Here is a 26,592-nt window from a genome sequence, read left to right as displayed (position 1 = left end):
CCCGCTGGGGCTCGGGAGCGCTCGTCAGGTCTGTACGTCGCCGACCAACCTACGCGCCCCGGGGCCCTCGGTGGGACCTCCGGGCAGTCAATGTCGACAAAGCGTCAATACTGACCGCCGGTGGCGGTGCGCTGGTGGCCGGTGACCGTCAGTTGCCGGTGAGCGAGTGCCAGGTGCTGCTGATCCAACCCGTGGTGGCGTTGAACCAGTGGTGCACGTTGTCCCAGTAGTGCGGGAGCGGGGTGAAGTTCCACAGCGCCAACGCGGCCACCGCGAGCACCAGCAGGACCATCAGGCAGCCCTTGAGGCAGCCGAGGCCCGGGATGTACATCCGGTTGCGGCTGCGCGGGCGGGGCTCGCGGCGCTGACGGGGCTCGTAGTCGGCGTCGCGGTCGCGGCTGTTGTCGCGGTCTCGGTCGCGGTTGTTGTCGCGGTCGCGGGGACGCTCGGGCTCGCGGGACAGCGGGGGCTCGGGGCGGCGCTGCGGCTCGGGACGCGGCGCTTGGGGGCGCTGCTGCTGCGCAGCGCCGTAGCCCTGGTCGCCGTACGGCGGCTCGTTGTAGCGGCCCGGCTCGCGGTAGCCGGGGGCCGGCTGCTGCTGGGGGCGTGCCTGGTACGGCGGCGGGGCCACCGGGGGGCGCTCCTGGCGGCCGTAGCCGCCCTGGTTGCGCTGGCCGGCCTGGTTTCCGGGGTAGCCGGGACTGCCCTGGTAGCCCTGGCTGTTCGGGTTGCCAGGGGTGTTCGGGTTGCCCTGGGGGTAGCCGCCGCCCTGCTGGTAGCCCTGCGGCGGGTAGCCGGGGCCGGGACGGCCGCCGCCCCCCTGGTACGGCTGCGGGGCCGGCTGCGGGGACTCGAAGTCCTCGGCGGCGAACACCTGGGTCTGCTGGTTGCGGTCCCGGGCGGCCCGCAACTGGGTCTGCCACGGGTGCTCGACCTCGGGCTGCTGCCCCGGCTGGACCGGCGGCCCGGGCGGCTGGGTCGGCGGGACGGGTGCGCCGGCGGGCATCAGCCGGGTCGGCGGCATCAGCCGGGTGCCCTCGGGCCCCGGAGCACCGGGTCCGACCGGCGCGCCCTGCGGCAGCACCTGGGTGGCGGCCGCCGGGTCGTACTGCCCGGCGAAGGTCGGGTCCCCCGCACCCAGCGGCACCCCGGCGGGCAGCGTCGACCCGGGCCCGGTCCCCGGCACCTCGGCCGGCTGCTCCTCGGGCCGCAGCAGTGCCGCCACCCCGAGCGCGGCGTCCACCGCGGCCGGCGAGGCGTGCACCCCGACCCCGGCGGCGACCACGCGCAGTGCGTGGGCCAGCGAGGTCGCGCTGGGCCGCTGGGCCGGGTCCTTGCGCAGGCAGCGCTCGACCACGGTCCACAGCGGCTCGGGCATCCCGGGCGGGCGGGGCGGCTCCTGGGTCAGGTGCATCTGGAGGATCTGCAGCGCCCCGTCGCCGTGGAACGGCGGGCGCCCGGTGACCAGCTCGTACAGCATGATCCCGGCGCCGTAGACGTCCACCGCGGAGGTCTGCGGCTGCCCGGTGGCGGACTCGGGGGCGACGTAGCTCGGGGTGCCGACGAACTCGCTGGTACGGGTGATTCCCGGGGAGTCGGCGAGCCGGGCGATGCCGAAGTCGGTGAGCATCGGGTGCAGCCGCTCGCCCTGGCCGTCGGTCCCCTGGATGGTGGCGAGCAGCACGTTGGCGGGCTTGAGGTCGCGGTGCACCACGCCGTCCGCGTGGCTGACCGCCAGCGCGTCGGCGATCTGCGCCATCAGCAGCGCGGCGGCGATCGGGCTGAGCGGCCCGTTGGCGCGCAGGTAGCGGTAGAGGTCGGGACCGTCCACCAGGTCCATCACCAGGGCCAGCAGCTCGCCCTCGACGACCAGGTCGCGGACCCGGACGATGTTGGGGTGGCTGAGGCGCAGCAGCACCGAGCGCTCGCGCAGGAAGCGCAGCACGATGTCCTGGTCGGCGGCCAACTCCTCCTTGAGCACCTTGACCGCGACCAGCTGGCCGGGCACCAGGTCCACCAGACCCGCGTCCTCCCGGACCCGCCCGCGCCAGACGGTGCCCATGGCACCGCGTCCGAGGGTCTCCTCGAGCAGATACTTGCTGCCGACCGGCCGCACCTGGTGCACTCCTCGCCCTACCGAGCCTGACGCCGCGGGCGAGAGCCCACGTGTGCGGCAACTCTAACGGTGTCCGTGCGACCCCACTCGGGTGACTGACGCCAGTGGTGTGAACAGTGGTTCCAGGGGCGCCTTGACCTGATGCCCCGTCGGCTCCACCATGTCGATGATCACAAGATCGTCAAATCCGGTACGGTGCGCGGACTGTCAGTCCCGGGTGGCAGGATGACGCCTAGGGTCTGTCTGACCGACAGAGCCTGGCACCACTGCGGCGCACTCCTGCGGTCCAACACTCATCACGAGCAGAGGGGAACCCCGGGCGAGATGCAGATCCGGCTGACGGTCCTCCGACCCCGCGCGGGCGCGGGCGTGCCCGCGTCCGCCACCGACGTGCTGGTCACCGCGCCCGTCGGCACGGCGCTCGGGGCGCTCGCGGTGGCGCTGGCCGGCGCGGTCGGCGTGCGCGGTCCGCGCAGCGCGACCCATGTGCACCTGTACGCCGGGGCGGAGCGGATCGACGACCGCACCCCGCTCGGCCACCCCCCGTTGCTCGACGGCGCCGTCCTCTCGATCGGCGAGCCCGATCCGCAGGCCGACGGCGCCCCGGCGGGCGCCGCCACCGAGCTGCGGGTGATCGGCGGCCCCGACGCCGGCGGCGTGCACCGGCTGCACGGCCGGCAGATCCGCCTCGGCCGCTCCAGCGAGGCCGACGTCCCGCTGGACGACCCCGACGTCTCCCGCCTGCACCTCGCCCTGCACCTGGCCGCCGACGGCTCGGTCACCGTGCACGACCTCGGCTCCACCAACGGCACCGCGCTCGACGGCCGCCCGCTCACCGACGAGCCCCGCCCGCTGGCCGAGGGCGCGCTGCTGCGGCTCGGCGAGTCCACCGTCACCCTGGCCGCCGCCCCGCCCGCGGAGGCCGCCCGCACCACCGTGCCGGACGGGCTCGGCCACCTCCAGGTCAGCCCGCCGCCGCGCGCCGCCCGGCCCACCGCCCCCGTCGGCGAGGAGCCCGCACCCGCCGCGCCGAGCGCGCCCGGCCGCACCCGCTCGCTGCTCACCCGCACCCTGGTCTCCCGCACTCTGGGGCGCACGCCCACCGCCCCCCTGCCCGACCCCGGGCAGCAGCACGACCGGGCCCGGCTGCGCCAGGCCGCCGCCCTCCGGGAACGCTTCCCCGACCCGGCCACCCTGCTGCTCAGCGCCCTCGGCCCCGGCCCCCGGCTCTGGGAACGGGGCCCGGCCCACCCCGACGCACTCACCCTGCGCCTGGGCACCGCCGACCGGCCCGGCGGCCCCGGCACCGCACCGGGCACCGTGCTGCCCGCCGTCCCCGTCACCGTCGACCTGCGCGCCGCCGGCAGCCTCGGCGCCGCCGGCCCGCGCGAGCGACTGCTCGGGCTGGCCCGCGCGCTGCTCGCCCAGCTGGCGGTGCTGCACCCGCCGAGCGGGCTGAGCCTGGTGGTGGTCAGCGCCGACGCACACGCGGCCGCCGAGCAGCGCACCGCGGACTGGACCTGGGCCCTGTGGCTGCCGCACCTGCGCCCGGGCCACGGGCAGGACTGCCGACTCCTCTTCGGCCTCGACCCGGCCCAGGCCGAGCAGCGGCTCAGCGAGCTGCTCACCGCCGTGGGGGCCGAGCAGCCCGCACCGACCGTGCTGCTGGTCGACGGGGACCCGGGATCCGAGGCCGCCCGAGCGGCGCTGGCCCGACTGCTGCGCGAGGGCCCGGGCGCCGGGATCCACGTCCTCTGCCTCTCCTCGCGCCCGGACCAGCTCCCCGAGGGCCTCGGTGCCACCGCGCTGCTCACCGGTGAGGTCGCCACCCAGCTGACCCTGCACGCCGCCGAGACCGTCGAGGAGATCGCGCTGGACGCCGTCTCCCCCGCCTGGGCCGAGCGACTGGCCCGGGCCCTCGCGCCGCTGCGCGAAACCGCCCCGGTCTCCCGTGGCCCGCTGCCCGAGGCGCTGCGCCTGCTGGACCTGCTGCAGCTGGACACCGTCACCCCCGCCAAGCTCTCCGCCCGCTGGGAGGACCTGCCCAGCACCACCGGCACCGCCTCCGCGCTGCTCGGCACCACCCGCGACGACCTGTGCACCGTCGACCTGGCCGGCCCGGAGCTGATCGAGCATCAGCACCTGCTGGTCGGTGGAGCCCGCGGCACCGGAAAGAGCGAGCTGCTGCGCACCCTGGTCGCCTCGCTGGCGGTCAGCGAGCGACCGGACCGGCTCTCGATGCTGCTGATCGGCGGCAAGGACGACGGACTGGCCGGCTGCGCGGAACTGCCGCACGTCACCGCTCAGCTCGACGCCGCCGCCGACCCGCGCCAGGCACTGCTGACCGCCGAGTCGCTGTTGGAGGAGCTGACCCATCGTGAAGAACTCTTCCAGGGCCGCCCGTTCGGCAGCTGGTACGCCGAGCAGGCGCTGAGCGCGAGGATCGTCCACCCGCGCGGTTCGTCCTCCCCCGCTCCCGCCGCTCCCTCGGCCGCCGTTGCCACCGTCACGGCTCCCCCGCCCCGCCTGATCGTCGTGGTGGACGACTACGACGCCCTGCTCGTCCCGAACTCCCCCGCCGGCCGCCCGCTGGCCCGCGCCCTGGCCGCCGTCGCCCAGCGCGGCGGCCGCCTCGGCGTCCACCTGGTCGCCGCCACCGGCCGCCCCGAACTCAGCTCGGGCACCGAGGTGGACGAGGCCGCCCTCTGGCGGATCGCCCTGCGCACCGACCACCCCGCCGACTCCGACCTGCTGGTGCACGTGGACGACGCCGCCGCCCTCCCCGACGCCACCCCCGGCCGCGGCTACCTCCGCCGCCCCGACGGCGCCGTGCTCGCCTTCCAAACCGCCCGCGTCACCGGCCGCATCCCCCGCACCTCCACCCTGCGCCCCACCGTCGTCGCCATCGACCCCGCGCAACTGGGCACCCCGCCGACCCGCCGCCCGGTCCGCGAACTGGGCAACGGGCCGACGGACTTGGCGCTGCTGGCAAGCGCCCTGCAACGGGCGGCGGGCGCTTAGGCCGGGAGCGCGGTGACAGTTCCACGCCCCCACCTGTCCGCTCGCGCCTCCGGGTTCCATGCGAAAGGGCCGCACCCCGAAAGGTACGGCCCTCGCGCTCGGCTGCGACCCGAAGGTCAGCCCATCGACCCCGCGCGGAGCAGGGTGCGGATGACCCGCATGGCGACCGAGAGGCTGGACAGCTCGTAGGTGTCCGATCCCCTTATGTCGTCCAGCGTGGTCTGCGCCCGGGTCAGCAGCGTGCCGTTGAGCTCGGCCCAGGCCTCGTAGCGCTCGGACGGGGTGGCCTCCGGGCCGCCGCAGGCCAGCACGTTGGCGGTGAGCGCGGAGTGCGCCGCGAAGAGGTCCTCGCGGATCGCCGCACGGGCCATCGAGGACCACCGGTCGGTGCGCGGCAGCTCGATGATCCGGTCCAGCAGGTGGGTGATGTCCAGGCGGTCGGCCAGGTCGTAGTAGAGCTCGGCGACCTCGGTGACGTCCTTGCCGGCCCGGTCCGCGACCACGGTGATGTCCAGGGTCGGGAAGGCCGAGGAGAGGCCCGCGACCCGGGTGGCCAGCGCCTCCGGGACACCCGCCTCGGCCAGTTCGCCGTAGACGTGCTGGAACCAGGCCAGGTCCTCGCCGCGCAGCGGCTTGGGCAGGCTGCTCCACACCTGGTCCACCCGCTCCTGGAAGAACGCGATGGTGCCGGCGATGTCCAGCGGCTGGCGGCGGTTGTTGAGCATCCAGCGGGTGGCGCGCTCGACCAGGCGGCGCGAGTGCAGCCGCATCCGGGTCTGCACCTCGGCCTGGACCTGACCGTCCAGGCCCTCGACCTCGTCCCAGATCCGCTCCAGGCCGAAGACCGCGCGGGCCGCGGTGTGGGTGCGGGCGATCTCCTCGTAGCCGGCGCCGGTCTCCTCGCGCAGTCGGAAGGCGAAGGTGCAGCCACCGCGGTTGACCGTGTCGTTGACGATCAGGGTGGTGATGATCTCCCGGCGCAGTGCGTGGTTGTCCACCGCCTCGGTGAACTTCTGGCGCAGCGCGGTCGGGAAGTAGAGGTGCAGGGTGTCGCGGAAGTACGGGTCGTCGGGCAGCTCGGTGGCGAGCAGCTCCTCGGCCAGCGTGATCTTGGTGTAGGCGAGCAGCACCGACAGCTCGGGCTGGGTCAGGCCGAAGCCGGCCTGCTGACGGTCCTTCAGCTGCTTCTCGCTGGGCAGGAACTCCAGCGCCCGGTCCAGCTGGCCGTCGGCCTCCAGCCGGTTGATCATGCGCGAGTGCACGTTGACCATGCTGTGCGCCTGGGCCACCGCGTTGGCCAGCACCACGTTCTGCGCGTAGTTGTTGCGCAGGACGAGCTTGCCGACCTCCTCGGTCATCTCGGCGAGCAGGGCGTTGCGCTGCTTGACCGTCATGTCGCCCTCGGCGACCACCTGGTTGAGCAGGATCTTGATGTTCACCTCGTGGTCCGAGGTGTCCACGCCGGCCGAGTTGTCGATCGCGTCGGTGTTGATCCAGCCGCCAGTGCCGGCCGGGCCGCCGTCCTGCGCGTACTCGATCCGGCCCAGCTGGGTGCAGCCGAGGTTGCCGCCCTCGCCGACCACCCGGGCCCGGACCTGGCCGCCGTTGACCCGGATCGCGTCGTTGGCCTTGTCGCCGACGTCCGCGTTGGTCTCCCGCTCGGCCTTGATGTAGGTGCCGATGCCGCCGTTCCAGAACAGGTCGACCGGCGCCTGCAGGATGGCCTTCATCAGCTCGGCGGGGGTGACCTTGGTGGCCTGCAGGCCGAGCGCCTCGCGGACCTGCCCGGTCAGCTGGATCGACTTGGCGGAGCGCGGGAAGACGCCGCCGCCGGCCGAGATCAGCGACTTGTCGTAGTCGTCCCAGGAGCTGCGCGGCAGGTCGAAGAGCCGACGGCGCTCGGCGAAGGAGACCGCCGCGTCCGGGTTCGGGTCCAGGAAGATGTGCCGGTGGTCGAAGGCGGCCACCAGCCGGATGTGCTCGCTGAGCAGCATGCCGTTGCCGAAGACGTCACCGGACATGTCGCCGATGCCGACCACGGTGAAGTCCTGGGTCTGGGTGTCCACGCCCAGCTCGCGGAAGTTGCGCTTGACCGACTCCCACGCGCCGCGGGCGGTGATGCCCATGCCCTTGTGGTCGTAGCCGGCCGAGCCGCCGGAGGCGAAGGCGTCGCCCAGCCAGAAGCCGTACTCCTCGGCCACGCCGTTGGCGATGTCGGAGAAGGTGGCGGTGCCCTTGTCGGCGGCGACCACCAGGTAGGTGTCGTCCTCGTCGTGCCGGACCACGTCGACCGGGTGGACGACCTGGCCGGCCTTGAGGTTGTCGGTGATGTCGAGCAGCGCCGAGATGAAGGTCTTGTACGAGGAGATGCCCTCGGCCAGCCAGGCGTCCCGGTCCACCGACGGGTCGGGCAGTTGCTTGGCGACGAAGCCGCCCTTGGCGCCGACCGGCACGATCACGGTGTTCTTGACCATCTGGGCCTTGACCAGGCCGAGGATCTCGGTGCGGAAGTCCTCGCGCCGGTCGGACCAGCGCAGACCACCGCGGGCGACCTTGCCGAAGCGCAGGTGCACGCCCTCGACCTGGGGCGAGTAGACCCAGATCTCGAAGGCCGGGCGCGGCGCGGGCAGGTCCGGGATGGCGTGCGGGTCGAACTTCATCGACACGTACGGGTGCCAGTCGCCGGACGCCGAGCGCTGGAAGAAGTTGGTCCGCAGGGTGGCCTGGATCAGGTGCAGGAAGGAGCGCAGGATGCGGTCCTCGTCCAGCGAGACGACCTCGTCCAGGGCGCCGTCCAGCTCCTCCTGGATCGCCTCGCTCAGCTCGCGGGCGCCCAGCTGGTGGCTGGGGCTGAGGCGGGCCTCGAAGAGGTTGACCAGCAGCCGGGTGGTGTGCGCGTTGTTGCGGAGCGCGTCCTCCATGTAGTCCTGCGAGAAGGTGCTGCCGGCCTGGCGCAGGTACTTGGCGTAGGCGCGCAGCACCACGGCCTGACGCCAGGTCAGCCCGGCGGTCAGGATCAGGCCGTTGAAGCCGTCGTTCTCGGCCCGGCCGGTCCAGGTGGCGGCGAAGGCCTCCTGGAAGCGCTCGCGGGCCTCGTCGGTCAGCTCGGCGGCCTCGCGCAGCCGCATGCCGAAGTCGTAGACCCAGGCGGTGGTGTTGTCGGAGCGGCGCAGCGCGTACGGGTGCTCGTCCAGCACCTCGACGCCCAGCCGCTGCAGCACCGGGAGCACCTCGGTCAGCGAGATCGGGCCGCCGACCCGGTAGATCTTGAACCGGCGCTCGTCGTCGCCCGCGCCGACCGGCTGGTACAGGTTGAGGCGGAAGTCGCCCTCGCCGTGCAGCGACTCGATCTGCTTGAGGTCGGCCACGGCGGTGCGCGCGGTGAAGTCGGCGCGGTAGCCGTCGGGGAAGGCGTTGGCGTACTTGTGCGCCAACTCGGCGGCCCGCTCCTCGCCCAGCTCGATGAGCAGCTGGTCGTTGAAGCCGTCCATCCAGAACCGGGCGGCCTCGGCCAGCTTGGCCTCGATCCGCTCGACCTCGGCCTCGGTCAGCTCGGCCAGCTCGTTGCCCGGGGCGACCCGGACCACGAAGTGCAGGCGGGTCAGCACCGACTCGGTGGCGTACACCGTGTAGTCGATGGTGGCGCCGTTCAGCTCCTGCATCAGGATGTCCATCAGGCGCAGCCGGATGCGGGTGGTGTAGCGGTCGCGCGGCAGGTAGACCAGCGCGGAGAAGTAGCGTCCGTACTCGTCCTGGCGCAGGAAGAGCCGCAGCCGGCGGCGCTCCTGCAGGTAGAGCACGCTGGTGGCGATCTGCTGCAGCTCGTCCGCGGGGGTCTGGAAGATCTCGTCGCGCGGGAAGGTCTCCAGGATCTGGAGCAGGTCGCGGCCGTCGTGGCTCTCGCTGGAGAAGCCGGAGTTGGTGACGACCTCCTGGACCTTGCGGCGCACCACCGGGATCCGGGAGACGGACTCGGTGTAGGCGGCCGAGGAGAACAGGCCGAGGAAGCGGCGCTCGCCGACCACGTTGCCGGCGGCGTCGAACTTCTTCACCCCGACGTAGTCGAGGTAGGCCGGGCGGTGCACGGTGGCGCGCGAGTTGGCCTTGGTCAGCACCAGCAGCTTCTTCTCGTGCGCCTTCGCCCGGACGGGGGCGGACAGGCGGCCGAAGGACTCGCTGACCGGGTGGTGGTCGGTGTCGTGGCTGAGCGGGTCGGAGCGCAGGATGCCCAGGCCGGTGCCGGGGATCGCCCGCAGCACCTCCTCGCCCTCGTGCTCGACCAGGTCGTACTCGCGGTAGCCGAGGAAGGTGAAGTGGTCGTCGGCCAGCCAGCGCATCAGCTCCCAGGCCTCGCCGACCTCCTGCTCGGGCAGGTGGGCCGGGGGCTGCTCGGCGAGCTCGTCGGCCAGGCGCAGCGCGGAGGTGCGCATCTTGGCCCAGTCCTCGACCACCTCGCGGACATCGCCCAGCACCCGGCGCAGGTCAGCCTCGATCTGGCGCAGGTCCTCGCGGTCGCTCTCGCGGTCGATCTCGACGTGCATCCAGGACTCGACCGTGGCGTCGGCGGGCCACTCGGCGCCGCCGGCCTGGCTGCGCGCGCAGGCGTCGATGTCCAGGATCTCCAGCAGCTTGCCGGTGATGTCACGGCGGACCACCAGCTGGGGGTGGATCACCAGGTGGATCGCGCGGTTCTGCCGGGACAGCTCGTTGGTGACCGAGTCGACCAGGAACGGCATGTCGTCGGTGACCACCTCGACCACGGTGTGGCCGCTGGACCACCCGTTCTCGTCGACGGTCGGGGTGGAGACCCGGACCTCCGCGGTGCCCTGGGGCCGCTTGAGCCCCAGTCGGTAGTGCGAGGCCGCCGCGCCGTAGACGTCGACCGGGTCGCGGTCCACCACGTCCTCGGGGGCGGTGTGGAGGTAGTAGTGGTGCAGGTACGCGGTCAGAGCACCGTTGCTCAGACCCTCCCCGGGCGCCGCTCCCCCCACCTGGCTGTGCTCGGCGGCTGCGGCCGCCTTGACGAGCAGTTCGGCCTTCGCTGCGTCCAGCTTGGTCTGCATGACTGATTGGCTCCTGTCGCGCGCCGTTGCGTGACTCGGTGGTGGTCTGGGGTGTGCACCGCCGGGTCCGTCCACAATCCTCTCGCACCAATCCGGCGAGGGGCACTCAAGGCACGCTTAAAGAACGCCTCGCCTGGGTACGACAGATCTTTCGGCCTGTGGGATCCGTCCCGACGACGCCAGCCAGCCTAACCGGATGAAACGAAGGTGTCAGGGGACATGGAGGAGCAATCCCATAGGAAGATCCGGTTTTCCTGGACACCATGTCCAACCAGGCCGCTTTCCACCGACTGACCGGCCCTAGCCCATGTGGGGGTAGCCCGTCACGGTGGGTGGAACGAAGGTCTCCTTGATCGACCGGGTCGAGGTCCACCGCAGCAGGTTCTGCGCCGCGCCGGCCTTGTCGTTGGTGCCGGAGGCGCGGCCGCCGCCGAAGGGCTGCTGGCCGACCACCGCGCCGGTCGGCTTGTCGTTGATGTAGAAGTTGCCGGCCGCGTAGCGCAGCGCCTCGACGGCCTGCGCGATGGCGTACCGGTCCTGGGCCAGCACCGCCCCGGTCAGGCCGTACGGCGCGCCGGCGTCCACCGCGGCCAGCGCCTCGGTCCACCGCTTCTCCTCGTAGACGTGCACGGCCAGGATCGGGCCGAAGTACTCGGTCGAGAAGATCTCGTTCCCCGGATCCTCGCCGACCAGCACGGTCGGCCGGACGAAGTACCCGATCGCGTCGTCGTACTGCCCGCCCGCCACCAGCTCCACCCTCCGGTCCCGCTTCGCCCGCTCGATCGCGTCGCGGTTCTTGGCGAAGGCGCGGGCGTCGATCAGGGCGCCCATGAAGTTGGACAGGTCGCTGACATCACCCACCGTCAGGGCGTCCACCTCGGCCAGCAGTTCGTCCCTGATCTGCTGCCAGAGCCCGCGCGGCAGGTAGGCCCTGGAGAGCGCCGAGCACTTCTGGCCCTGGTACTCGAAGGCGCCCCGGATCAGCGCGGTCTTCAGCACCGCCGGATCGGCCGAGGGGTGCGCGATCAGGAAGTCCTTGCCGCCGGTCTCCCCGACGATCCGCGGATAGCCGCGGTACTTCGCCAGATTGGCGCCGATGGTCTGCCAGAGCGACTGGAAGGTCCGGGTGGAACCGGTGAAGTGCAGGCCGGCCAGCTCCCGGTGCGCCAGCGCCACCTCGGAGAGCGCCTGGCCGTCGCCGGTCACCAGGTTGATCACCCCGGGCGGCAGCCCGGCCGCCTCCAGCAGGCGCATCAGGTGGAACGCCGAGAGGGTCTGGGTGGGCGAGGGCTTCCAGACCACGGTGTTGCCCATCAGTGCCGGGGCGGTGGGCAGGTTCCCGGCGATCGCGGTGAAGTTGAACGGGGTGACGGCGTAGACGAAGCCCTCCAGCGGGCGGTGGTCGGTGCGGTTCCACACCCCGGGCGAGGAGCGCGGCTGCTCGGCCAGCAGCTGCCGGGCGAAGTGCACGTTGAACCGCCAGAAGTCGACCAGCTCGCAGGGCGCGTCGATCTCGGCCTGCTGGACGGTCTTGGACTGGCCCAGCATGGTGGCCGCCGCCAGGGTCTCCCGCCAGGGGCCGGCCAACAGGTCCGCCGCGCGCAGGAAGACCGCCGCCCGGTCGTCGAAGGAGAGCCGGCGCCACTCGGGCGCGGCCGCCAACGCGGCGTCCACCGCGAGCTTGGCGTCCTGCTGGGTGGCGTTGCCCAGCACGCCGAGCTTGGCGGCGTGGTGGTGCGGCTGGACCACGTCGATCCGCTCACCGGAGCCGAACCGCTGCTCGCCGCCGATGGTCATCGGCAGCGGGATCGGCTCGGCCGCCAGCTCGTCCAGCCGCCTCAGCAGCCGGGCGCGCTCGGGGCTGCCCGGGGCGTAGCCGTGCACCGGCTCGTTGACCGGTTCGGGCACCTGGGTCACGGCGTCGATCGGCATGGTCGGCGGTACTCCTCGCTTCGGTGGTCGGTCCCACCTTGACCACCCGAGCGCCGACCGCCGGCCCGCGACACACCGCTCAGCGCGTGATCTTCCGCGCCAACTCGACGGCCTCGGCCAGGGTGTCCACCACCGGGACGCCGATCGGCTCGAGGTTCTCCCGGATGTGCGAGCCGCCGGTGTACAGCACGGCGTGCGCCCCGGCCTCCCGGGCGGCCAGCGCGTCGTCCGCCGCGTCGCCGATCAGCACGGTGCGGGCCGGGTCCACCGTCGGGCCGAGCGCGGCCAGGTGCCGGACCAGCGAGGCGGCCTTCTGTCCGTGCGAGGGGCCGACCCGGCCGTCCACCCGCAGGAAGTGCCGCTGGATGCCGAACCGCTCGACCACCGGAACCAGCCGCTGGTGCTCATACATCGACAGCAGTGACTGGGTGCCGCCCTCGGCCGCCCAGCCGGCCAGCAGCTCCACCACGCCCTCGGTCAGGGTGCAGCCGCCGCTCAACTCCGAGTAACGCTGCTGGAAGGCGGCGTCCAGCGCCTCCCACTGGGCACCGCTCGGCTGGAAGCCCAGCACCCGCTTGTAGAAGCGCGGGATCGGGATCTCGTAGTTGGCGCGGTACTGCTCCAGGCTCAGCGGTGCCCCGCCGACCGTGGCGAAGGCGGCGTTGCTGGCGCCGACCACGGCCGCCATGTCATTGAGCAGGGTCCCGTTCCAGTCCCAGACGATATGAGTTCGCACCCCGGAACGGTAACGGGTCGGACTGACATGCGGGCAACCCCCGGCCGAAGGTTGGGGGGTGTCGACGGATCGACGGGCGGACGGTCAGCCGATCAGACCGGCGATCTCCTGGGTCGCGAACCAGAGCAGCTCGTGATCCTCGGCGCCGTCCACGCTGAACTGCGCGTCGGCGTCGCCCGCGTCCGCGGCGGTGATCGCACCGACCGCCGCGGCCACGTCCGCGGTGACCTCCTGCTCGTCGGCGTCCGCGTGCACGGCGGCGGCCTTGGCCAACTGGACGGGGGCGGCGAGGCTGACCCGGCCGAGCGAGGCCTGGTCCTGGTACTCGTCTCCGGCGAACGGCTGCACGGCCTTGTCCGGCACGTCCAGCGCCACCACCACGCGCCGGCGCGGCGCGCCCGGGTCGGCGGCCAGCAGACGCAGCGAGGACTGCGCGGCCCGGACCAGCGCGGCGTACTCCAGCTCCTCGAGGTCGTCGCTGACGTACCACTCGCGCAGCGCCGGGGTGACGGCGTAGGCAGCGGACTGCTCCAGCGCGCCGTCCGGGTGCGCCTGGGCCAGGGCGGCCAGGGTGGTGGGCACGTAGACACGCATCGGGGGCACGCTCGCTTCCGGTTGGTCCTTGGGGCGGTCCTGGGGACCTCCACAGAATACGGCCAGGACGATCACCCCGGGTGTACCCCTTCGAGCGCATCGCGGCGGGCCCGCAGGCCGGGCCCGGACGCCGGGTGTGGCGGGCGTCGGCCGGTGCCTGCCAGGGGTGCCGGGGCTGTCAAGCGGCCGTTCGGGGGACCCCGGGCGGGGTACCCGGAAAGCGCTTGAGGCGCGGGCCGGGACGCCGATAGCACTGACACACGCCCGCTTCCGCAGCCCGCACCCGGGGGTACCGCCCATGACCGAGACCGCGATCCGTCCCGCCACTGCGCACACTGCCACCGCGCATCCGGCCGCCACGCCGCCCGCCAGCGCGCCGACCATCGCACCGACGATCAGCGCGCCGACCATCGCACCGACGATCAGCGCGCCGACGATCACCGCACCGACGATCAGCGCGCCGACGATCACCGCACCGACGATCAGCGCGCTGGCGGCCGCCCCGAGGCCGGCCGCCGGCCCGCTGCCCCGGCACCGGCCGGCACCGCCGCGCGCACCCCGGCAGCCGCGAGCGGCCTGCGGCCCGGCCGGCGGCGACGGCCGCGACAGCGCCGGGCGCAAGGACCTGGCCCGGCGGTTCGCGCTGCGGCTGGTCGAGGTGCTGGCCGGGGTGCGCCCGGCCGGCCAGCTGGTCCGGCACACCACCCACGACGGCTACCGGCAGCTGGCCAGGCTGGTGCACGGCGGTCCGCTGCGGCAGCCGGGAGCCGCCCTGCCCAGGCTCGGTCCGGTGCACGACTCCACCCCGGCCCCCGGTGCGCTGGAGGTCTGCGTCCGGGTCGAGGCCGGGATCCGGCACCACATGGTGGCGTTCCGGCTGGAGCGGCACCGGCGCACCGACCAGTGGCAGTGCGCGGCCGTGGAGGCGCGGTGAAAAGCGGCGGGGCGCCGCCCGGGAATCCCCGAGCGGCGCCCCGTACCGGGTGCTGCCTACTTGCGGCGGCGGCCCTTGGCGGCCTTGCGGCGCTCGGCGCGGGTCAGCCCGTCGCCCTCCGCGACGCCCGCGGGCTCGTCCTCGAACTCGCCCTCGATCACGGTCTCGTCGCCGTCCACCGACGGAGCGGTGTAGTGCAGCCGCTGACGCACCGGCGCCTCCAGGCCCTTGGCCTTGATCTCGGGGCGGGCTTCCTTCTCCAGCGAGATCTCGGCCTCGTCCGCGTCGGCGGGCAGCGGGACCTCCTCGACCTGCTGCTCGACCTGGACCTCCAGGTTGAACAGGTAGCCGACGGACTCCTCCTTGATGCCCTCCATCATGGCGCCGAACATGTCGAAGCCCTCGCGCTGGTACTCGACCAGCGGGTCGCGCTGGGCCATCGCCCGCAGGCCGATGCCCTCCTGCAGGTAGTCCATCTCGTAGAGGTGCTCGCGCCAGCGGCGGTCCAGCACCGACAGGACGACCCGGCGCTCCAGCTCACGCATGACCTGCTCGCCGAGCTGGTCCTCGCGGGCGCCGTACTGGGCCTGGATGTCCTCCTGCAGCACCTTGGTGAGGAACTCGGTGGTGAGGCCCGCCGAGCCGCCGGCCTCCTCCTCCAGGGCGTCCACCTCGAGGGTGATCGGGTAGAGCTGCTTCAGCGCGAGCCAGAGCTTCTCCAGGTCCCAGTCGTCCTCGAAGCCCTCACCGGTGGCGGCCTCGACGTACGCCGCCACGGTGTCGTCCATGAAGTGGCCGATCTGCTCCTGCAGGTCCTCGCCCTCCAGGACCCGGCGGCGCTCGCCGTAGATGACCTCGCGCTGGCGGTTCAGCACCTCGTCGTACTTCAGGACGTTCTTGCGGATCTCGAAGTTCTGCTGCTCGACCTGGGTCTGCGCGGAGGCGATCGCCCGGGTGACCATCTTCGACTCGATCGGCACGTCCTCGGGGACGTTGGCCATCGAGAGCACCCGCTCGACCATGCCGGCCTTGAACAGGCGCATCAGGTCGTCGCCCAGCGAGAGGTAGAAGCGGGACTCACCCGGGTCGCCCTGACGGCCGGAGCGGCCGCGCAGCTGGTTGTCGATCCGGCGGGACTCGTGCCGCTCGGTGCCGAGCACGTACAGGCCGCCGAGCTCCTGCACCTCCTCCTGCTCCGTCTTGACCGAGGCCTTGGCCTTCTCCAGCGCGGACGGGAACGCCGCCTGGTACTCGTCCGGGGTGTCCACCGGGTTCAGGCCGCGCTGGGCCAGCTCGGCGGTGGCCAGGTGCTCGGGGTTGCCGCCGAGCATGATGTCGGTACCGCGGCCGGCCATGTTGGTGGCGACGGTGACCGCGCCCTTGCGCCCGGCCTGTGCGACCACCTGCGCCTCGCGCTCGTGGTGCTTGGCGTTCAACACCTCGTGCGGGACGCCGCGCTTGCGCAGCTCCTGGGAGAGGTACTCGGACTTCTCCACCGAGACGGTGCCGACCAGGACCGGCTGGCCCTTCTCGTGCTTCTCGGCGATGTCGTCCACCACGGCGGCGAACTTGGCCGGCTCCGACTTGTAGATCAGGTCGGGCTGGTCGATCCGCTTCGGGTTCTTGTTGGTCGGGATCGGGACCACGCCGAGCTTGTAGATCTGGTGGAACTCGGCCGCCTCGGTGGTGGCGGTACCGGTCATGCCGGACAGCTTGTCGTACAGGCGGAAGAAGTTCTGCAGGGTGATGGTGGCCAGGGTCTGGTTCTCGTTCTGGACCTCCACCCCCTCCTTGGCCTCGATCGCCTGGTGCATGCCCTCGTTGTAGCGGCGGCCGGCCAGGATGCGGCCGGTGTGCTCGTCGACGATCATGACCTCGCCGTTCATCACGACGTAGTCCTTGTCCGCCTTGTAGAGCTCCTTGGCCTTGATGGCGTTGTTCAGGAACCCGACCAGCGGGGTGTTGACCGACTCGTAGAGGTTGTCGATGCCGAGGTAGTCCTCGACCCGGGTGACACCCTCCTCCAGCACGCCGACGGTGCGCTTCTTCTCGTCCACCTCGTAGTCGCGGTCGCGCTTGAGGCGCAGCACCAGCTTGGCGAAGTCGGCGTACCACTTGGTCGCCTGGTCGGCCGGGCCGGAGATGATCAGCGGGGTACGGGCCTCGTCGATCAGGATCGAGTCGACCTCGTCGACGATCGCGAAGTTGTGGCCGCGCTGCACCAGCTCGTCCTGCGACCAGGCCATGTTGTCGCGCAGGTAGTCGAAGCCGAACTCGTTGTTGGTGCCGTACGTGATGTCCATCCCGTACTGGCGCTTGCGCTCGGCGGGCGGCATGTTCGCCAGGATCACGCCGACCTCGAGGCCGAGGAAGCGGTGCACCCGGCCCATCCACTCCGAGTCGCGCTCGGCGAGGTAGTCGTTGGTGGTGATCAGGTGGACGCCGTCGCCGGTCAGGGCGTTGAGGTAGGCGGGCAGCGTGCCGACCAGGGTCTTGCCCTCGCCGGTGCGCATCTCGGCGACGTAGCCGAGGTGCAGGGCGGCGCCGCCCATCAGCTGGACGTCGTAGTGGCGCTGGCCCAGCACGCGCTTGGCGGCCTCGCGGACGGTGGCGAAGGCCTCGGGGAGGATGTCGTCCAACGACTCGCCGTCGGCCAGCCGCGACTTGTACTCGTCGGTCAGTGCGCGCAGCTCGTCGTCCGTGAGGTTGACGAAGTCCTCTTCGATGGAGTTGACCTGGGCAGCAATCCGCTGGAGCTTACGAAGGATCTTGCCTTCGCCGGCGCGCAGGATCTTGTCGAAGACGGACACTTGAGCGGGCTCCTCGCCTGGATTGGCACTGGATTGGGCAACGACTTGCGCGGTGGGATCCACCCCACCGCACGGGCCATCGTATGCGAGGAGGCCAATGCCCCGGGAGGTGCGTCAGCACGCCATTCCGGTGTCACTCGTGGGGGCGGATCCCGCGATAGGTATCAGAACGGGTACAAACCGGGCACGAGAAAGGCACTTTCACCCCGCGCCGCGGCCCGCGATACTCCCGTACATGAGCGAACCGATCTTGGAACCAGTGACCCTGGAGACCGACCGGCTGATCCTGCGCGCCCCGGTCCCGGCCGACATCGACGCGATCTTCGCGGCCTGCCAGGACGAGGAGATCCAGCGCTGGACGGTGGTGCCCTCGCCCTACCGGCGGGCGGACGCCGAGTTCTTCGTCGACCGGCTCGCCACCGAGGGCTGGGCCACCGGCCGGAACCCGATCTGGTGCGTGGTCGAGAAGCAGACCGGCGCACTGGTCGGCACCCAGAGCCTGGCCGCCCGGGGACCGGGCGCGGCCGAGGTCGGCTACTGGACCGCCGCCGAGGCGCGCGGACGCGGCTACGGGCTGGAGGCCCTGCACGCGGTCTGCCGCTGGGGCGTGGCCGAGCGCGACCTGCGCCGCCTGGAGTGGGTGGCCTACGTCGGCAACGAGCCCTCGCTGGCGCTGGCCCGCAAGGCCGGCTTCACCCTGGAGGGCACCCTGCGCTCCTACGCGGCCCAGCGCGGGGCGTACCTCGACGCCTGGATGGGCTCGCTGCTGGCCTCCGAGCTGGCGATCTGATGCCGACCCCGACCCCGACCCCGACCGCGGTCGAACTGCGCGGACCCGAACTGCTGCTGACCCCCTGGTCCGCCGAGCTCGACCAGCCGGACCTGGACGACCTGCGGATCGGCCTCGGCGACCCCGAGCAGGCTCGCTGGAACCCGCGCGCCCAACTCGAGGTCCCGACCGAGGAGCAGGCCCGCGCGTGGCTCGCCCGCGTCCTGGCCCGCGCCGCCGAGGGCACCCTGGCCGGCTGGGCGGCCCGGGACCCGCGGACCGGCCGGCTCCTCGGCCACCTCGCGATCCGCGAGATCGACCAGGAGTTCCGCACCGCGCGAGTCGGCTACTGGACCATGCCCGCCGCCCGCGGCCGTGGCGTGGCGACCGGCGCGCTGCTGCTCGCCACCGCCTGGGCGTTCGCCGAACTTGACCTGCACCGGATGGAGTTGGGACACGCCGCAGCGCACGGCGCATCCTGCGCGATCGCCCGCAAGGGCGGCTACCGACTGGAGGGCACGCTGCGCGAGGCGATGCCGGACAGTCTCGGCCACCGCCACGACCTGCACCTGCACGCCCGCCTGGCCACCGATCCGCTGGACCGAGACCCGGTGGACCGAGACCCGGTGAACTGAGACCCGGGCATGGACTGACGCACCCCACGCCCGGCTGTCAGCGGCACCCTTTACGCTGCCCGGCATGACCGCAGCGCCACCGCCCACCCTGACCCTCGGCCCCGACGACGCCCGCCGGATCGCCCTGCGCGCCCAGGGCCTGCTCGGGGCCCCGGACCGGCGGGCCGGGGTGCGCGGCGTGCTGCGCCACCTCGGCGCGGTCCAGTTGGACACCATCTCGGTGCTGGCCCGCTCGCACGAGCTGGTCCCCTACGCCCGGCTCGGCGCCGTCGGCCGCCCGGCCGTCGAGCAGGCCTACTGGGGCTCGGGGGCCTCCTTCGAGTACTGGTCGCACGCGGCCTGCGTGCTGCCGGTCGAGGAATGGCCGCTGTTCGCCTTCCGCCGCCGTGCCTACCGCGACCGCGGCAACCTGTGGAACCACCGGGTGAGCCCCGAGGCCTACCAGGGCGTGCTGGACCGGCTGGGCGCCGAGGGCCCGCTGACCAGCACCGAGCTCGGCGGCGCCAAGCGGACCGCCGAGTGGTGGGACTGGTCCGACGCCAAGATCGCGGTGGAGCGGGCGCTGGCCTTCGGCGACGTGGTCTGCACCGAGCGCCGCGGCTGGAAGCGCGTCTACGCACTGGCCGAGCAGGCCATCCCCGCCGAGTTCCACCAGCGCGACCTGACCGACCGTCAGTGCCTGACCCAACTGGTCCGCCAGGCCGGCCAGGCCCTCGGCGTGGCCACCCGGGCCGACCTGCTGGACTACCACCGCCTGAAGTCCGCCCAGTTGGACGAGGTGCTGGAGGAGACCGGCCTGGTCCCGGTCGCGGTCGCCGGCTGGGACGCCCCTGCCTGGGCCGACCCGGAGGCGCTGGCCACGGCCCCGAACGGGCGCCACCGCACCACGCTGCTCTCGCCGTTCGACTCCCTGGTCTGGGACCGCGCCCGGACCGAGCGGATCTTCGGCATGACGCATCGCCTGGAGGCCTACACCCCCAAGCACAAGCGGATACACGGCTACTTCGCGATGCCGCTGCTGACCGGCGGTCAGCTGGTCGGCCGGGTCGATCCGGCCCGCGAGGCAGGCATCCTGGTGGCCCGTCAGATCTCGCTGGACGCGCCGAAGCACCTGCCCGCGCTGGCCCGGGCGCTGCGCGAGGCGGCCGACTGGGTCGGCTGCCGGGCGGTCCGGGTGGAGTCGCTGAGCGACGAGGCGCTGCGCCCCGCCCTGGAGAAGCTGCTCGACTGACCGGGTGCCCCAACCGGCCTGCGGGTCACCCTATTTCGAGGATCTTCTCGCGCATCGCGTAGACCACGGCCTCCATCCGGGAGTGCAGCTGCAGCTTCTCCAGGATGTTGCGCACGTGGTTCTTCACGGTGTTCTCGCTGATGAACAACTCCTTGGCGATCTCCCGGTTGTTCATCCCGGTGGCGACCAGCTTGAGCACCTCCAGCTCCCGGTCGGTCAGCCGCGGCGCGGGGACCAACTCCCGGTCGTCCGACCGGCGCTGGATCATCGACTTGAACTCGGTGAGCAGCTTGGCCGCCATCGAGGGGCTGATCTGTGACTGGCCGTCAGCCACCGCGCGGATCGCGGTGGCCACCTCGTCGGTGGAGATCTCCTTGAGCAGGTAGCCGGTGGCCCCCGCCTTGATCGCCTCGTAGAGGTCGGCCTCCTCGTCGCTTATCGTCAGCATGATGATCTTGGTACTCGGGGCCACCTCCTTGATCGAGGTGCAGGCCTCGATGCCGCTGCGGCGCGGCATCCGGACATCCATCAGGATGATGTCGGGCAGCAGGTCGGCCGCCTTGAGCACCGCCTCGGCGCCGTCACCGGCCTCGCCGACGACCCTGATGTCCGTCTCCTCGGCGAGTACGATCTCCAGCCCGCGCCTGAACAGGGCGTGGTCGTCCACCACCAGGACGCGAATGGGCTCGCCGCCGCGTGGTGCGTACTCGGGCCCTGGGCTCTCGCCACCACCGCCGTCGAACCGCTCCGCCATCCGCCCTCCCCGTCGCCGAATGCTGTGGGCCTCATCATTCCACGGTAATCAGCACTGGGCTCAACCGCCGATCGGCGGATCCCCCGGACGGGTCCCCGCCGGGCGCGGGTAACGCAGGGCCCCGGGCAGCACAGAGCGCGGGCAGCACAAGGCCCGGCGGCCGGAGGCGGCCGCCGGGCTGGGGCAGTGGTTCAGCGCTCCGCGGCCGCGTTGATCGCGCCGCCGGCGCCGCTGATCTCGTCGTCCGGCTCCAGGCCGTCCGACTTCAGGTGAATAACGCCGTAGTCGTAACCGCGGCGCCGGTAGACCACGCTGGGCAGGCCGCTGTCCTTCTCCACGAAGAGGTAGAAGTCGTGGCCCACCAGCTCCATGGACTCGAGCGCCTGGGCGAGCGCCATCGGGTGGGCGACGTGCGTCTTCTCGCGCACCACCAGCGGGCCTTCGCCCTCGACCTCGAGCGAGCCGATCTTCGTCTTCCGTACCGGCGGCTCGAGCTCCTCCATGGTCGCCGTGCCCGGCAGCGCCGCGATCCGCGCCGTCGCCTGGGCCACGCTGAGCGGCGTGGTCTTCGCGCCGTGGTGCACCCGGCGCCGGTCCGCGGACTTGCGCAGCTGGGCGTCGAGCTTCGCCGAGGCCAGGTCGAGCGCCGCGTACGGATCGGCGGCGGCCGCCTCGGCCCGGATCACCGGGCCACGGGTGCGAACGGTGATCTCCACCCGGTCGGACCGGTCGGCCTGACGCGGGTTGTGTTCCTTGGACACCTCGACGTCCAGGCTGATCACCTTGCCGTCGAACTTCTGGACCTTCTCCAGTTTCTCGGCCACGTGCTCGCGGAACCTCTGGGGCACCTCGGTCTTGCGGCCCTTGACGACGATGTCCACGCAGAACTCCGATCCCTCGTACTGGCGCCGATCCGGACTACCGGACCGGGCATGAGACCCAGCCTGACCAGCCACGATGCCGCCGGCCCGCCGCCTGGTCGAGTGACCTGGCGGGCTGGGCCTTCACCCACTTCCTCCCCACCAGAGCGGCTTGAAACCCCCTGGAGCCTCATGAGACACCCCATCCGGGCTTTTCGCCTCTCCAGCGGGACCTTAGGTGTTGCGGGTTCCGGCCGGACAGCTGTTCCCCCCTGTCTACCCTCAATCGAGTGAAGTGACGGTAAATATCTGGACAACTCCGCCCAGACGGCCCACCCTGGCCCCACCACAGCCGCGTGGGAGGTGCCCGTGCTCACGTCCCTGCTCGACCTTCTGCTCCCCGCGCCCTGTGCCGGCTGCGGCGCACCGGGCGCCCTGCTCTGCCCGTCCTGCCGGGCGTTGCTGACCGGCCTGCGCGGGTATCCGGCCGCGCCGCGCCCAGCCCCTGCCGGGCTGCCCCCGGTGCACGCCTGCACCGCCTACCGCGATCCGGTTCGCCAACTGCTGCTGGCCCACAAGGAGCGCGGCGCGCTCGGCCTGGCCGGGCCGCTGGGCGCGGTGCTCGCCGAGGCCGTCCGGGCCGCGCTGGCGCAGGCTCCGCCGCCCGAGCACCCCGTGCTGCTGGTCCCGATGCCCTCGGCCCGGCGCGCCGTCCGGGCCCGCGGTCACGACGCGACCCGTCGGCTGGCCCGCAGCGCCGCGCGCCGGCTGCGCCGTCACGGGCTGCCCTGCCAGGTCGCCCCGGTGCTGCGCCCGGCCCGGCGGGTGGCCGACCAGGCGGGTCTCGGCGCCGCCGAGCGCCGCGCCAACCTGCACCGCGCGCTGACGGTGCCCGAGCTCTTCCGGGAATCCCTGAGCGGCCGTCAGCTGGTCCTGGTGGACGACCTGGTGACCACCGGCGCCACCCTGGGCGAGGCGGCTCGGGCGCTGCGCGCGGCCGGTGCCCCGCCCGTGGCGGCGGCCACCCTGGCGGCCACCACCCGCTGAGCGGGCACCCGCCACCAGGGCACCCCCACCAGGCCAGCCGGCCAGCCGGCCGGCCCGGCAGGCGGATCAGCCCGGGTAGGCGGGCCGCATGCCGTTGCCGTAGGTCTTCCACTGCGACTGGACGTTGCCGAGCAGCTTGTAGACGGTGTGATCAGGGTCGTTGGCGTCGGCCAGCACCGAGTCGAGCCGCGACTCGGAGGAGGCGACCACGGTCATCCCGTCCACCGCCTGCAGCGCGCCGTCCAGGCCGGAGGAGCCGTCGGTGGAGAGGTAGTGCAGCTGCAGGACGCTGTCCTTCTCCTTGCCGAGCGCCAGCAGGGTGTCCGGGTCCGCCCAGGAGACCGAGGTGACGTCGACCAGCTGACCGGCGATCGGGCGCAGCCCGGTGATCTCCGCGGTCGGCTGCTGCGCGGTGCCGCCACGCACCACCAGGCCGATCTGCAGGCTGTCCGCGGCGCCGGTACCGCGCAGCAACAGTGCGGCCCTGGTGCCGTCCGAGGAGATCCGCACCGCGTCCACGGTCTGCCCGCTCTGACCGGCCAGCCCGGCCACCGGCACGCTGATCCGGAGCGTCTTGGTGGGATCGGCCTTGTTGGGCTCGATCAGCAGCACCTGCGGGGCCGCCGGGTCGCGGTCCACCACCCACAGACCGCCGTACCCGTCCCAGCTGGGCGAGGTCAGGCCCTGCTCGGGGCGGGGCGCGTGGCTGCCCACCACCGCGGGGTTCAGCTGCTTGGTGCTGTCGTCCAGGCCGGCGATGAAGAGCGACTTGCCGTCCTCGCTGACCACCGCGGCCGACTTGCCGTCCCGGCTGACCGCGAACGCACCGGTGACATGACCGGACTGCTGCGGCACCAGCGGCGCCGGCCGGTTGGCGGCACCGAGCACGCCCGGCACCGGGGTCGGCGGGTCCGACCCGACCAGCTGCAGCTGCCCGGTCTGGGCGTTGCGGGCGTACGCCGTCCCGCCGCCACCACTGCGCGAACCCGGCACGTACTGCAGGTTCTTGGCCTGTTGCAGGGTCATCTCGGCGCTGCCCTTGCGGGAGGTGACCACCACCCGGTCGATCGAGCCCGCACCGCTCTGGCTGACCAGGGTGAAGTAGAGCTGGGCCGCCATCTGCTTGCACTGCCGTTCGCTGGCCACGCAGTCCACGCCGTCCAGCTGCACCTTGGGGTTGCGCGGGTCGTCGGTGTTGACCCGGGCGACGGGCGGGACACCGTCGAAGGCCGAGTGGACGGCCGGCGCGAGCCAGTAGGACGGGCCGTCGACCAGGGCCCGGGCCGCGGCGGAAGCCGGGTCTATGCGGCGCCGCAGGTAGACCGGGTCGGGGACCAGCACCGGCTGGTCGCTTCCGGTGGCCGGGTCGGTCCTGGTGAAGAAGTACCGGTCGACCTGCTGGTAGGCGTTGCGGAAGCTGGTCTGGTCGAGGATCAGCCGGTCCGGCAGGTCGGCGATCCGCCACTGCGCTTTGGCGCCCTTGCCGTCCTTCACGTCCTTGGCCAGGTTGACCAGCCGGAAGGTGCGGGTGAACTGCTGCGTGTCGACCTGCGGCCGGTAGGTGTGCTTGTCGTCCAGTTCGCCGATCTCGGGCGAGCTGATGGTCAGCGAAGCCTGGTCGCCGCTGTCCTCGCCCACCGGGTTCTGCAGCGCGGTGCTCTTGAGCACCACCGCACCGTTGTTCGGGTTCCAGTGGTCGACACCGTCCGGGGTCAGGTACTGCTTGGCGGTCCGGTAGTCGGCCTCGTCGGCGACCGAGGCGTCCAGGAAGTTCTGCAGCACCGCACGCGGCGACAGCCCGTCGCGCGGCGGCATCGGGATCACCCGTACCTGGACACCCTGGTCGGCGCCCGCGCCCTGCGGCGGCTGCACCGACTCGGGGTCGCCGCTGTCCGGCATCGTGGCGCAGCCGGCCGCGAGCAGCACGGTCAGCGAGACCCAGAGCGTCCCCGCCCAGCTTCGGCCGGTCCGGCCGCTACTGCTCGCCACCCCGCGCCCCCTCCGCCTTCGTGCTCCCGGCGTCGTCGACGCCCTGCTGCTCCCGCGGGTCCGGTCCCGCCTCCGCCGGCTGCGGCAGCCGGCTGCGGTCGACCACCACCTGGGCGCCGGTCGCACCGTACCCCGCACCCACCGCCCGGACGTCCGACGGGTCCGCGACCGGGGCCTCCGGCAGTCGGCGCTGGCCGACCGCCGGCCCGGCGATGCTCAGTACCCCGCCGAGCCCGGGGCCGAGCCCCGCGCCCGCGCCGCCGGGGGTCTCCGGGATCACGGTCGGCTCGCCGTTGGCGGTCAGCGCGGTGGCGCCGGCCGGCAGCGCCCGCCGGTACGGGGTGCCCTGGGCCCGCAGGCCCCGGTTGTGCCGCGAGTCCTCGGGCTCCAGGCGGAACGGCGCCCGGCCGATCTCGCCGCCGCGGGTGCGCGGCAGGGTGAGCCGGAAGTGCGAGCCGCCGCCGGGCTCGCCCCAGGCCTGCAGCCAGCCGCCGTGCAGATGGGCGTCCTCGACGGCGATCGACAGGCCCAGGCCGGTGCCGCCGGTGGTCCGCACCCGCGAGGGGTCGGCCCGCCAGAACCGGTGGAAGACCCGGGAGGCTTCGCCGGGCTTGAGCCCGATGCCGTAGTCCCGTACGCCGACCGCGACCGCGCCCTCGGCGGAGCCCAGCTGGATCACCACGTCGCGGCCCTCGCCGTGCTCCAGCGCGTTGACCACCAGGTTGCGCAGGATCCGCTCGATCCGGCGCGGGTCGACCTCGGCGACCACCGGCTTGTCGGCCCCGCGCAGCACCACGGCGCTGCCCTTGAGCCGGGCCAGCGGGTCGGCCGCCTCGACCACCCGGTGCACGATGTCGCGCAGGTCCACCGGCTCGGCGTCCAGGATCGCCGCCCCGGCGTCGAACCGGCTGATCTCCAGCAGGTCGGCGAGCAGCGATTCGAACCGGTCCAGCTGGCCCTGCAGCAACTCGGCGGAGCGGGCCGCCATCGGGTCCAGGTCCTCGCGGCTGTCGTAGATCAGGTCGGCGGCCATCCGCACCGTGGTCAGCGGGGTGCGCAGCTCGTGCGAGACGTCCGAGACGAACCGCCGCTGCACCCGGGAGAGTTCCTCGAGCTGGCGGATCTGGGTCTGCAGCGCGCCCGCCATCCGGTTGAAGGACTCGCCGAGCCGGGCGATGTCGTCGGTCCCGGTGACCTTCATCCGCTCTTCGAGGTGCCCGTCGGCCAGCCGCTCGGCGATGCCGGCGGCCATCCGCACCGGGGTGACCACCTGACGGACGACCAGCCAGGCGATGCAGCCGAGCAGCGCGACGATGAACAGCCCCGCGGTGGCCACCGTGCCGGTGACCAGGCTCAGGGTGTTGTCCTCCTGGACGAAGGAGAACGCGAAGTAGAGCTGGTACGGGCTGCCGTCGGGTCCGCTCAGCTGCTTGCCGATGACCAGCCCCGACTCCGAGACCGGCTGCCCGGAGGCGGAGGTGCGGTGGATCGTGGTGGCCTGCTCGTGCGGCAGGTGGCTCGGGTCCCTCGCCACCTCGGTGGCCAGCTCGGACGGGATGCTGTTGAGCGCCACGTCCTCGGAGGCCCGGGCGGTGAGCAGCGGGGTGCTGGTGGCGATCGCGTTCTGGTCGCTGGACGGCACGGTGCCGATCACCAGGTAGACGCCCTGGCCGCCGCTGGCCAGCCCGGAGACCTGGTCGGTCAGCCAGGTACTGGTCTCGCCGGCGCTGGCATCGGTGGTGTTGCCGGTCTTGGCGCGGGCGTCGCGCAGCAGGTCGCTCTGCTTCTGGGCGGTGGTGAAACCGCCGTAGGCCTGGCTCTGCGCGGTGCGCTTCTTGCTGTCCAGCAGGCCCTGGCGGACCTGGGCCATCACCACCACGCCGAGCACCATGACCAGCGCGACCGAGAGCACCAGCGTGGCAGCGACCACCCGCAACTGGATCGAGCGCCGGTAGAGCGCCGAGAGGCGGTGGAAGGGGCTGCCCAGCCGGCGGCGGAGCAGCCCGAGGGGCGACACCGCCGCGCGGGTGGCGCCGGTGCCCGGTATGTGCGCCTCCCCGGCCGGGGCGCCGGCCGGGGAGGGGTGGATCTGGTGCGTCAC

Annotated in this window: 16 protein-coding genes; 6 read left to right on the top strand and 10 right to left on the bottom strand. The window is 72.7% G+C overall.

Translation table 11 applies throughout. The annotated features are described in order from the left end of the window. Positions 1 to 148: 148 nt before the first annotated feature. The gene (locus BR98_RS27600; RefSeq protein WP_035848697.1) at positions 149 to 2,116 is read right to left on the bottom strand and encodes a serine/threonine-protein kinase; all 1,968 of its coding nucleotides are present in this window, start codon (positions 2,114 to 2,116) and stop codon (positions 149 to 151) included. 324 nt (positions 2,117 to 2,440) lie between these two features. Here BR98_RS27600 and BR98_RS27595 point away from each other — a divergent pair, with 324 nt between their 5' ends. Beyond that, the gene (locus BR98_RS27595) at positions 2,441 to 5,137 is read left to right on the top strand and encodes an FtsK/SpoIIIE domain-containing protein (protein ID WP_035848691.1); all 2,697 of its coding nucleotides are present in this window, start codon (positions 2,441 to 2,443) and stop codon (positions 5,135 to 5,137) included. 116 nt (positions 5,138 to 5,253) lie between these two features. Here the strand turns inward: BR98_RS27595 and BR98_RS27590 are convergent, their stop codons facing one another. From BR98_RS27590 to BR98_RS27575, 4 genes are all read right to left on the bottom strand, one after another. After that, positions 5,254 to 10,200 (bottom strand): NAD-glutamate dehydrogenase, encoded by a 4,947-nt coding sequence (locus BR98_RS27590; RefSeq protein WP_035848689.1) that lies wholly within the window; start codon positions 10,198 to 10,200, stop codon positions 5,254 to 5,256. A 300-nt stretch (positions 10,201 to 10,500) separates the two neighbouring features. Further along, a complete protein-coding gene (gene pruA, locus BR98_RS27585; RefSeq protein WP_035854116.1) occupies positions 10,501 to 12,126 on the bottom strand; it encodes an L-glutamate gamma-semialdehyde dehydrogenase in 1,626 nt (541 codons plus the stop codon). A gap of 85 nt (positions 12,127 to 12,211) precedes the next feature. Continuing rightward, positions 12,212 to 12,868 (bottom strand): HAD family hydrolase, encoded by a 657-nt coding sequence (locus tag BR98_RS27580; protein WP_035848683.1) that lies wholly within the window; start codon positions 12,866 to 12,868, stop codon positions 12,212 to 12,214. A gap of 84 nt (positions 12,869 to 12,952) precedes the next feature. Next, positions 12,953 to 13,462, bottom strand: a complete 510-nt coding sequence (locus BR98_RS27575) for a DUF6912 family protein (protein ID WP_035848677.1) — start codon at positions 13,460 to 13,462, stop codon at positions 12,953 to 12,955. Between the two features lie 298 nt (positions 13,463 to 13,760). On the opposite strand from BR98_RS27575, the gene BR98_RS39700 reads away from it, so the two are divergent. Beyond that, positions 13,761 to 14,396 (top strand): Rv3235 family protein, encoded by a 636-nt coding sequence (locus tag BR98_RS39700; protein ID WP_051970267.1) that lies wholly within the window; start codon positions 13,761 to 13,763, stop codon positions 14,394 to 14,396. 56 nt (positions 14,397 to 14,452) lie between these two features. On the opposite strand, the gene secA is transcribed toward BR98_RS39700, so the two are convergent. After that, on the bottom strand, positions 14,453 to 17,206 hold the full coding sequence (gene secA / locus BR98_RS27565; RefSeq protein WP_035848674.1) for a preprotein translocase subunit SecA: 2,754 nt from the start codon (positions 17,204 to 17,206) through the stop codon (positions 14,453 to 14,455). Between the two features lie 235 nt (positions 17,207 to 17,441). Here secA and BR98_RS27560 point away from each other — a divergent pair, with 235 nt between their 5' ends. From BR98_RS27560 to BR98_RS27550, 3 genes are all read left to right on the top strand, one after another. After that, positions 17,442 to 17,996, top strand: a complete 555-nt coding sequence (locus tag BR98_RS27560) for a GNAT family N-acetyltransferase (RefSeq protein ID WP_232247637.1) — start codon at positions 17,442 to 17,444, stop codon at positions 17,994 to 17,996. Beyond that, positions 17,996 to 18,610, top strand: a complete 615-nt coding sequence (locus BR98_RS27555) for a GNAT family N-acetyltransferase (protein ID WP_035848668.1) — start codon at positions 17,996 to 17,998, stop codon at positions 18,608 to 18,610. Before BR98_RS27560 ends, BR98_RS27555 begins: the two co-directional genes overlap by 1 nt. Positions 18,611 to 18,674: 64 nt before the next feature. Continuing rightward, the gene (locus BR98_RS27550) at positions 18,675 to 19,841 is read left to right on the top strand and encodes a winged helix-turn-helix domain-containing protein (RefSeq protein ID WP_035848663.1); all 1,167 of its coding nucleotides are present in this window, start codon (positions 18,675 to 18,677) and stop codon (positions 19,839 to 19,841) included. 25 nt (positions 19,842 to 19,866) lie between these two features. Here the strand turns inward: BR98_RS27550 and BR98_RS27545 are convergent, their stop codons facing one another. Together BR98_RS27545 and hpf are read right to left on the bottom strand one after the other, a co-directional pair. After that, positions 19,867 to 20,595: a response regulator gene (locus tag BR98_RS27545; RefSeq protein WP_035848658.1), complete on the bottom strand. Its 729-nt coding sequence runs from the start codon at positions 20,593 to 20,595 to the stop codon at positions 19,867 to 19,869. 191 nt (positions 20,596 to 20,786) lie between these two features. After that, complete coding sequence (hpf, locus tag BR98_RS27540; RefSeq protein WP_035848653.1) at positions 20,787 to 21,476, bottom strand: ribosome hibernation-promoting factor, HPF/YfiA family; 690 nt, start codon at positions 21,474 to 21,476, stop codon at positions 20,787 to 20,789. A gap of 348 nt (positions 21,477 to 21,824) precedes the next feature. Here hpf and BR98_RS27535 point away from each other — a divergent pair, with 348 nt between their 5' ends. Then, entirely contained in the window at positions 21,825 to 22,502 is a 678-nt protein-coding gene (locus BR98_RS27535) for a ComF family protein (RefSeq protein WP_051970266.1), read from the top strand. A gap of 66 nt (positions 22,503 to 22,568) precedes the next feature. Here the strand turns inward: BR98_RS27535 and BR98_RS27530 are convergent, their stop codons facing one another. Beyond that, entirely contained in the window at positions 22,569 to 24,491 is a 1,923-nt protein-coding gene (locus tag BR98_RS27530) for an LpqB family beta-propeller domain-containing protein (RefSeq protein ID WP_035848647.1), read from the bottom strand. Beyond that, positions 24,478 to 26,592, bottom strand: coding sequence for an MtrAB system histidine kinase MtrB (mtrB, locus tag BR98_RS27525; RefSeq protein WP_198042292.1), 2,115 nt, complete (start codon positions 26,590 to 26,592; stop codon positions 24,478 to 24,480). Before mtrB ends, BR98_RS27530 begins: the two co-directional genes overlap by 14 nt.

Origin of the sequence: Kitasatospora azatica KCTC 9699 (genome assembly GCF_000744785.1) — a bacterium.
Classification (GTDB): domain Bacteria; phylum Actinomycetota; class Actinomycetes; order Streptomycetales; family Streptomycetaceae; genus Kitasatospora; species Kitasatospora azatica.
The sequence above is the reverse complement of the archived record's forward strand: the minus strand, read 5'-3'. Positions and strand labels throughout refer to the sequence as shown.

What these genes read in the sequence shown, in the direction of transcription:
- BR98_RS27595 (WP_035848691.1), top strand. Translation starts at nt 2,441, where the DNA reads ATGCAGATCCGGCTGACGGTCCTCCGACCCCGCGCGGGCGCGGGCGTG.
- BR98_RS27590 (WP_035848689.1), bottom strand. Translation starts at nt 10,200, where the DNA reads ATGCAGACCAAGCTGGACGCAGCGAAGGCCGAACTGCTCGTCAAGGCG.
- BR98_RS27575 (WP_035848677.1), bottom strand. Translation starts at nt 13,462, where the DNA reads ATGCGTGTCTACGTGCCCACCACCCTGGCCGCCCTGGCCCAGGCGCAC.
- BR98_RS39700 (WP_051970267.1), top strand. Translation starts at nt 13,761, where the DNA reads ATGACCGAGACCGCGATCCGTCCCGCCACTGCGCACACTGCCACCGCG.
- BR98_RS27560 (WP_232247637.1), top strand. Translation starts at nt 17,442, where the DNA reads ATGAGCGAACCGATCTTGGAACCAGTGACCCTGGAGACCGACCGGCTG.
- BR98_RS27555 (WP_035848668.1), top strand. Translation starts at nt 17,996, where the DNA reads ATGCCGACCCCGACCCCGACCCCGACCGCGGTCGAACTGCGCGGACCC.
- BR98_RS27550 (WP_035848663.1), top strand. Translation starts at nt 18,675, where the DNA reads ATGACCGCAGCGCCACCGCCCACCCTGACCCTCGGCCCCGACGACGCC.
- BR98_RS27545 (WP_035848658.1), bottom strand. Translation starts at nt 20,595, where the DNA reads ATGGCGGAGCGGTTCGACGGCGGTGGTGGCGAGAGCCCAGGGCCCGAG.